The organism is Hymenobacter coccineus (assembly GCF_001816125.1).
Taxonomy (GTDB): domain Bacteria; phylum Bacteroidota; class Bacteroidia; order Cytophagales; family Hymenobacteraceae; genus Hymenobacter; species Hymenobacter coccineus.
Genome location: NZ_MDZA01000124.1, coordinates 1 through 6,745, shown reverse-complemented (window position 1 = coordinate 6,745; position 6,745 = coordinate 1). Strand labels below are relative to the sequence as shown.

General features: G+C 63.9%; 4 protein-coding genes. All 4 read left to right on the top strand.

What is annotated here, in order from left to right:
* Positions 1–333: 333 nt before the first annotated feature.
* Positions 334–4,464, top strand: a complete 4,131-nt coding sequence (locus BEN49_RS09360) for an FG-GAP-like repeat-containing protein (protein ID WP_070742760.1) — start codon at positions 334–336, stop codon at positions 4,462–4,464.
* A 276-nt stretch (positions 4,465–4,740) separates the two neighbouring features.
* On the top strand, positions 4,741–6,009 hold the full coding sequence (locus BEN49_RS09355; protein ID WP_070742759.1) for a transglycosylase SLT domain-containing protein: 1,269 nt from the start codon (positions 4,741–4,743) through the stop codon (positions 6,007–6,009).
* 17 nt (positions 6,010–6,026) lie between these two features.
* Positions 6,027–6,290, top strand: coding sequence for a hypothetical protein (locus BEN49_RS09350; protein ID WP_070742758.1), 264 nt, complete (start codon positions 6,027–6,029; stop codon positions 6,288–6,290).
* Between the two features lie 28 nt (positions 6,291–6,318).
* The coding region (locus BEN49_RS09345) for a DUF4350 domain-containing protein (protein WP_141765635.1) at positions 6,319–6,745 on the top strand (427 nt) is incomplete at its 3' end.

Below are 6,745 nucleotides of genomic sequence, written 5' to 3'. Positions count from 1 at the left end.
GGCGGTGGGGGCCCCGGCATGGGCGGCCCACCGCCCGGCGGGGCATAGGCGGCGGGGGGCGTTAGGGCCACCGCTGCTTCGCATCGAATGTCATTATTATCACATATTTTTTATTTAATAGCCCGTTTTTTACCGACTAGCGCCTGGCTTTTAGGCGCGGCAGCGACTTGCTGCTGTCTACAGCAATCAGCTATTTGACCAGCGTCCGACGGTCTGTTTATGACTTATTCAATATGATATAGGGGTTTATGAATCTGTACGATAAATTTGGATCAATTAACTGGCTGCACCCGCGGCTGGCCCAATCGTTTCCACATTTCTCGTTCCTCCTGTATGCTCCCAACTTTTACTACTTCGCACCACGCGGCGGCCCTGCGCCGGGGCGTCGGTCCGCTCCTGGTGGGGCTGCTGCTGGCCGCCGGCGCGGCCCACGCCCAAAGCCTCGCCGTCACCCGCCTCTCGCCCGCCCGCAACGCCGTGGCGGCCCCGCGCCCCACGCCCGTGGCCGTGACCTTCAACCAACCCTTGGCCAACAACGCCGCCACGCTGGGGGCCCTAAAAGTGTTCAGCCAGCAGGCCGGCGGCCTAAAAAAAGGTGCGGCCACCGTCAGCAGCAACACGCTTACCTTCCAGCCTACCGTGGCCTTCCGGGCCGGCGAAACGGTATCGGCTACCCTACAATACAGCGGCAGCACGGTTGATCCGCAAGTGTTTCAATTCACCACAGCTACGGCCCCCAGCGCGGGCACGTTCGGCGGGGGCTCGGACCAGGCCTTGGCCAACGGCCTGGGCGTAACCGAGGGCGACGTGAACGGCGATGGTTTTCCAGACCTGCTCTACATCGACCAAATAAATACGGCTACCGAGATTGGCCACACGGTGACCGTGCGCCTCAACGACGGCCGCGGCACCTTCGGCAGCCCCCGGGCGGTTGAAGTAGGTATTTCCCCCACGAGCCTAGCCCTAGGAGACATGGACAACGACGGCGATTTGGATTTGGTGGTGGGCGCTGGTATTCAAAATACTTCGGCGCTAAACGTAGCCCTCAACGACGGGGAAGGCACTTTTGGCAGCCCGCAGAGTTATTCGATCTTTGGCAGAGCCCCCCAAAACTTCGTGCTGGGCGACATCAATAGCGACGGCTACCTCGACGTCGTGGCTTCCTACGGCCCTTACGCCTCCACCGCTGCGTTTGTTAATAACCGAAAAGGAGGTCTTTCGCTCCTGTACTACATCCCATCAGCTTCTAATGGCAGTTTGGCCCTGGGCGATGTCAACGGCGACGGCTACCTGGACCTGCTGTCAGCCAGCACCCTAGACGGCCCCAATGTGTACGTGGCCCTAAACAAAAGCCCGCGGGCAGCCATATTCGGTGAGAGCACGAAGGTATCCCTCGGCATGGCGGAGAACGGTGGTACCGAAGCGGTGGCCGTGGGCGACGTGAACGGAGACGGCTTCCTTGATTTTGTGGCCAAACACGATGCCCAAATCAGCGTGCGCCTCAACGACGGCCAAGGTAACTTCAGCGGCAGCCAGGAAGTACCGGCCACCGGCTACAGCAAAGCGCGGAACGTGGCCCTGGGCGACGTAAACGGAGACGGATTTTTGGATTTGTTGGCCATCGATGCCCAAAAAGGCACCGTGAGCACGCACCTCAACGACGGCAAGGGCACCTTTGGCAAAGGCAGTGAGGTAGCCGTGGGCGCCAACGCAGAACTAACCCTGGCCGACCTGAACGGCGACAATACTTTAGATATAGTAGCACTGAACTTCAAAAGCCTAAGCGTGCGCCTGAACCAGCCGACGCCTGCTGCGCCGCTCACCGTCACCGGCGTATCGCCCGCGCGCAACGCCGTGGCCGCTCCGCGCCCCGCGCCCGTGGCCGTTACCTTCAACCAGGCCCTGGCCAACAACGCCGCCACCCAGGGGGCCCTAAAAGTGTTCAGCCCGCAGGCCGGGGGCCGCAAGGCCGGCATGGCCACCGTTAGCGGCAACACGCTCACCTTCCAGCCCACGGCGGCTTTCAAGGCCGGTGAAACCGTATCGGCCACCCTCACGGCCGAGGCCCAAAGCACCACCGGGGCCATGGCCCAGCCGCAGGTGTTCCAGTTCACTACGGCCACGGCCCCCAGCACCGGCACCTTCGGCGGGGGCTCGGATGTGGCGGTTGGCACCGATCCGCGCAGCGTTGCGGTTGGGGACTTGGATGGGGATGGGGACCTGGACTTAGTTTCCGCTAATACGACGGCCAACATGGTAAGCGTTCGTTTGAATAACGGCAGTGCTGTATTCAGTGGCACGCAAGAAGTAGCCGTTGGCGAATCTCCGCGAACGGTAGTGCTGGCGGACGTGGACGCAGATGGAGACTTGGACTTGCTCACGGCCAATGGCAGCGGCCAGGTCAACAGCAGCCGGCTAAGTGTGCGCCTCAACAATGGCCGCGGCGTGTTTGGCGGCGGCTCCGATGTTGTATACGGACGAGGGCAAACCGTAACGTACTTTGATTTGGTAGTAGGGGATGTCGACAGAGACGGTGACTTAGACCTTATTGCGCCCAATGTAGAGGGGGCTGGCAATTTTTTTGGTTCAAATATAGACATCTACCTCAACGATGGCAAAGGCTCTTTTAGCTTCGGCACGCAATCATTTAAAAGTGGGCTCATTATATCGAGCGTAGCGCTCGGAGATATTAACAATGATGGTGTACTGGACCTGTTAGCAAATGAGTCTCCCGGGGGCACTGTTTACATAAGCCTGGGCAACAGCGACGGGACCTTTACCGATTCCGGCCAGCGCATTTCCGTAGGCCAAAGTGCTACTACGCCGCTGGGCACCGCACTGGGCGATATAGACGGCGACGGCGACCTGGATTTGATATCCAACAACAGCGAAGGCACCGTGAGCGTGCGCCTGAATGACGGCCACGGCACATTTTCGGGCACCCAGCAAGTACCTGTAAACGGTAATCCTTTGAGTGTTACCCTGGCGGACATTGACGGGGACGGAGACCTTGACCTGTTAGCAGCTGCCACTACGCTGAGCGTGCGGATAAACAATGGCCGGGGGCAGTTTACCGGCACTCAGGAAATCTCGACAAATGGCTCACCTTTTAGTTTGGCACTTGGTGATTTGGACGGAAACGGCACCCTCGATGTGGTTGCGCCAAGCAGCGAAACGAACACGGTGAGCGTGCGCCTAAACCAGGCCACTCCTACGCCGCCCGCCACTGCGGCCGCTATCCGCCTGAACGCGGGCGGCCCGGCCCTAACGACTACCCGCGGGGCCTTCGCCGCCGACCAGTACTTCGACGCGGCCGCCAGCGCCGCCTTCTCCACCACGGCCCCCGTCGCCGGCACGCCCGACCCGGCCCTCTACCAGACCGAACGCTTCAGTACCCACGGCGCCCTCCGCTACGCTTTGCCCGTGCCCAACGGCAACTATAACGTGGTGCTGCACTTCGCCGAACTCTACTGGACCAAGCCCGGCCAGCGCGTGTTCGATGCCGCTTTGGAAGGCCAAAAAGTGCTCGACCATTACGACATCGTGAAGAAGGTGGGGCCCCTGACCGCTACGACGGAAACCTTCGCCGTCACCGTCACCGACGGCGTGCTGAACCTCGACCTCACCGTGCCCTACCTAACCGGCGGCATGGACCAAGCCAAGCTCTCGGCTTTGGAGGTGCTGCCCGTCCTGCCCACCGCCGTCCGCCTGAATGCGGGCGCGGGGGCCCTGACGACCACGCGCGGGGCCTTCGCCGCCGACCAATACTACTCGGCGAATAGCGCCGCCGCCGCCACCACGGCAGCCATCACTGGCACGCCCGACCCGGCCCTCTACCAAACCGAGCGTTATAGCACCGACGGCGCCCTCCGCTACGCCGTGCCCGTGCCCAACGGCCAGTACACAGTGGTGCTGCACTTCGCCGAGTTCTACTGGACCAAGCCCGGCCAGCGCGTATTCGACGCCGCTTTGGAAGGCCAAAAAGTGCTTAACCACTACGACATCGTCAAGAAAGTGGGGCCCCTGGCGGCCACCACCGAGACGTTTGCCGTGACCGTTACCGACGGCGTGCTCAACCTCGACCTCACCGTGCCCTACCTCAGCGGCGGCATGGACCAAGCCAAGCTCTCGGCCCTCGAGGTGCTCAGCGGCAGCGCGGCCCAAGTTGCCAGCCGCGGGGCCTTGGCAATTCCCAAAAACAATGTTTCGCTGGGCCTAAGTGCCTACCCTAACCCATCTGCTGGGCGCTTCACCCTGGCCTGTACGGCGCGCACCGCGCAAACCGCCACGCTGCTGCTCACCGACGAGCTGGGCCGCGCGGTAAAGCAGCAGCAAGTGCAGTTGCAAGCCGGCCCCAACGCCCTGGCCGTGGACGCCACCGGCGCCCCCGCCGGCCTCTACCAGCTCGTGCTGCGCACCGCCGACGGGCAAAGCCAGCGCCAGAAAGTGCTGATTCAACCTTAATGCAGTCTCGGCCTCAATACAGTCACTGTTTACACTCGTAAAAAGCCGCCCTGAATCGTTGGGGCGGTTTTTTTATTTGGTTATCAATAACGTACAGCGAAACACTTCATCATGATCCGTAATCAAACTGGGTACTTAGAAGCCCCATTATCGATAACCGGGGCGGCTACTCACGCACGCAGGGCTTTTGCGCACCATCTGTGGCGGTGATGCTCCAACTCGCGCAAAGGCCGTTCTTTGTACTTTGCTAGTCTGCTACTTCCCTTGCGTTTATTGATGAACACCCGCTTTTTGCTGCTGGTGCTGCTGGCATTGGCCGGGGCCCCGGCGGCGGCCCAGCGCCCGGCCGCGGCCCGCCCCAACGTGCCGGCCGAGCTGGACGCCCTGGGCCTGCACCTGGTGCTGACGGCCGAAGCCCAGCGTCTGGTGCAGCTCCGGGCCGATGCGCTGGTCCGGCACCAGCCCTCGTTTCAGGCCCGGGTCGATTTGGCCGACGCCGCCTTCCCGCTCATCGACCAGACCTTGCAGCAGGCGGGCGTGCCGCGCGATTTCCGCTACCTGGCCTTGCAGGAAAGCGCCCTGCTGCCCGACGCCCAGAGCGCGCACGGGGCGGTGGGCTACTGGCAGCTCAAGCGCGAAACCGCCACCGGCCTGGGCCTGCGCGTGGACGGGGCCGTGGACGAGCGCAAGCACCTGGCCGCCAGCACCCGCGGCGCCGCCCGCTACCTCACCCAAAGCAACGCCGCGCTGCGTAACTGGCTCGATGCGCTGCTGAGCTATTACACCGGCCTGGGCGGCGTGCGGCCCTACACCCTGCCCACCGACGCCGGGGCCACCGAAATGGCCATCACGGCCGATACCTCGCCCTACGTGCTGATGTTTTTGGCCCAGAAGGTAGCCTTCGAGCCCGCCTGCGGCCTGAACCCGCACCCGGCGCGGCTGCGCGAGCTGCGCGGCCAGCGCGACTTCAACTACGCCGAAGCCGTGCCGCGCCTCAGCGCCTGGGATTTGTTTTGGGCGCGGCTGTGGCAGCGAGTGCAAAACTGGCTGGACCAAAGAACCTACACGCACTTTTGGCGCTGGGTATTTTATGCCTTGTTCGTGGCGGCGGGCGTTTTCGTGGTGCTCAAGCTGTTGCAGGTGGACCTCACCGGCGTGTTTGGCCGCGGGCCGCGCCGGGCCCCTTTGGCTTACGACGCCACCGCCGAGAACATCCACGAAGTCGATTTTACGGCCCGTCTGGCCGAGGCCGAGGCCACCAGCAACTTCCGGCTGGGCGTGCGCCTGGGCTACTTGCAGCTGCTCAAGCAGCTGGCCGACGGCGGCTTCATCGACTGGCAACCCAACAAAACCAACCACGCCTACCTGGCCGAGCTGCCCGCCCAGGGCCCCTTACGCGCCGATTTCCGCGAAATCACCCGGCAGTTTGAGTACGTGTGGTACGGCGAGCTGGGGCTAACGGCCGGGCAGTACGCGCACGTGCGCACCGGGCACCGGGCCCTGGCCGGCCAGCTGGCGGGGGCCCCGGCCCGCCGGCCCGCCTAATTTTTTCCGCTGTGCCCATGACGACATTTCGCTGGTATGTGCTCGGGTTGCTGGCCTTGTTCGGGGCCTACGTGGCCCTGGAATACTACCGCCCCAAGCCCCTGGACTGGTCGCCGACCTACATCAACAAGGACAAGATTCCCTACGGCACCTTCGTGCTGTTCGACCAGCTGCCGCGCCTGCTCGGCACCGATTCGGTGGCCACCGTGCGCCAGTCGGCCTACGTGCAGCTCACCGGGCCCGGAGCCGGACGCCACCGCGGAGGAGGAGCGCTTTGCTGAACCGAACGCTGCCCGCGACTCCACCGCAGTGAGCGTGGACAGCCTCGGCGAACAACCCCGCCCCACCGCCTACGATTCTACCGAGGCAGAGACGCCGCCGCCGCCCACCGCGGGGCCCAACGTGCTGGCGGCCAGGGCCAATTATCTGTTTATCAACGACGGCTTTGGGGCTTCGGAGGCCGACGCCCGGGCCCTGCTGCGCTTCGTGGCCCGGGGCAGCGACGTGTTCATCGCGGCCGACGGCTTCCGGGGCCGCGCGCTGCGCGATTCGCTGGGCTTCGATACCGACGACGTGGCCGTGGCCTCCCGCCCCGGCCCGGCCGGCCTGCGCGTCGCCGATTCGGTGGTGCTGCACTTCACCCACCCGGCGCTGGCCGGCGCGCGCTACCGACTGCCGGCCCTGCTGGCCAGCACCCGCCTGGTGGTGAAGGCCGGGGCGGGCCGGCCGCACCCTG

Bases quoted from the DNA above. Each gene is read 5' to 3' on its own strand.
- BEN49_RS09360 (WP_070742760.1), top strand. From the start codon at position 334: ATGCTCCCAACTTTTACTACTTCGCACCACGCGGCGGCCCTGCGCCGG.
- BEN49_RS09355 (WP_070742759.1), top strand. From the start codon at position 4,741: ATGAACACCCGCTTTTTGCTGCTGGTGCTGCTGGCATTGGCCGGGGCC.
- BEN49_RS09350 (WP_070742758.1), top strand. From the start codon at position 6,027: ATGACGACATTTCGCTGGTATGTGCTCGGGTTGCTGGCCTTGTTCGGG.